Annotated in this window: 2 protein-coding genes; both read left to right on the top strand. The window is 68.5% G+C overall.

Going from position 1 to position 1,483, the window contains the following annotated elements:
• Positions 1-201 precede the first annotated feature (201 nt).
• On the top strand, positions 202-555 hold the full coding sequence (locus AC27VN_RS41275) for an ArsR/SmtB family transcription factor (protein ID WP_490880485.1): 354 nt from the start codon (positions 202-204) through the stop codon (positions 553-555).
• Between the two features lie 35 nt (positions 556-590).
• Positions 591-1,127, top strand: coding sequence for an SRPBCC family protein (locus AC27VN_RS41270; RefSeq protein WP_296782026.1), 537 nt, complete (start codon positions 591-593; stop codon positions 1,125-1,127).
• Positions 1,128-1,483: the final 356 nt, after the last annotated feature.

Genomic DNA, 1,483 nt, shown 5'->3' with positions numbered 1-1,483 from the left:
CGGCGTCGGATCGGTGTGTTCATGGGTGTCTTGGTGCGAAGAGAGTGGTTGATGAGACCGCATCGTAGGAACGGGGGCCCCGCGCCACCAGCGCGACGGGGGCGGTGGGCGTCCCGGCTGTATCGGGTGTAACGGCGCTTTCCCCTTTTAAATTCAACCGAAGGGTTGAACGAAATCCGGAACCGACCTATATTCAACCTTATGGTTGAACTTGAACTACCCACCGAGCACCAGGACCAGCGGCTCGACGCCATCTTCCACGCGCTGGCCGACAGCACGCGGCGCACCATGCTGCAGCTGCTGGCCCAGGGCGACTGCAGCGTGGGCGAACTCGGCGCGCCGTTCCGCATGAGCTTCGCCGGTGCTTCCAAGCACGTGAAGACGCTGGAGCGCGCGGGGCTGGTGTCGCGCACGGTGCAGGGCCGCGCCCACGTGTGCCGGCTCGAACCCACGGCGCTGGCCACGGCCGACGCCTGGCTGCGCTACTACGAGGGCTTCTGGGGCGGCCGCCTCGATGCGCTCGAGCAGGCGCTGCGCGACGACGCCGCCGGCTGATTTCTTTTTCTCATCCGACACAAGGAGCAGCACCCATGACCACCACCGAACGATTCGGCCGGCTCGTCGAGCCCGGCACCCTGCGCATCGAGCGCCTGCTGGCCGCGCCCGTGGAGCGCGTCTGGTCCTGCCTGGTCGATCCCGAGAAGCGCGCGCGCTGGCTCGCGGGCGGCACCATGGCGCCGCAGCCCGGCGCGGTGTTCGAGCTGCGCTTCGAACACACCACGCTCTCGGGCGAGGCCGCGCCCGAGCGCTACGCAGCCTACCGCGCGCCGCACCTGCAGAAGTCGCGGCTGCTGCGCATCGAGGCGCCGAGGCTGCTGGTCATCAGCTGGGGCAGCGAGGCGGACGACGCCTCCGAGGTCACTTTCGAACTCGCGCCGCAGGGCGATGCGACCCGTCTCGTGCTCACGCACCGCCGGCTGCCCGATCGCAAGGAAACCGTCAGCGTGGCCAGCGGCTGGCATGCGCACCTCGAGGTGCTCGAAGCGCTGCTCGAAGGCCGCGCGCCCGCGGGCTTCTGGACCTCGCTGGCGGCGATCGAGCAGCACTACGAGGCGCAGATCCGCTGAGGCGCGCGCGCTCGACCACCACGGGGGCCTTCGGGCCCCTTTTTCTTTTTCGGCCGGTGCTGTCGCGGCGCTGTCATGCGGCTCGCGCAGCATTCGAGGCATTGGTTGTATTTGTGGATTTTGTTGTAAATCACATTCATCTGCCCAAGTGCACATGAATGCATCGATCGCCGGCAAGCCACGCACGACCAGGAATGCCTTCGTGCCGGGGCGGGTTTGAGTGCCCGCCCCGGCGTTCTTGACCTGCCGGAGTTCCCCGATGACAACGCCGAGAGGCCGCCTCGCGCGCGCCGCCCTGTGCCTGACCCCCGTGCTACTGCTGGCCGCCTGCGGCGGCGGTGGCGGTGGCTCGACCC

The sequence above is a fragment of the Variovorax sp. 20P10.2.4 genome (assembly GCF_058244205.1).
This window is presented reverse-complemented; position numbering and strand designations above follow the sequence as displayed.

What these genes read in the sequence shown, in the direction of transcription:
- AC27VN_RS41270 (WP_296782026.1), top strand. Translation starts at nt 591, where the DNA reads ATGACCACCACCGAACGATTCGGCCGGCTCGTCGAGCCCGGCACCCTG.
- AC27VN_RS41275 (WP_490880485.1), top strand. Translation starts at nt 202, where the DNA reads ATGGTTGAACTTGAACTACCCACCGAGCACCAGGACCAGCGGCTCGAC.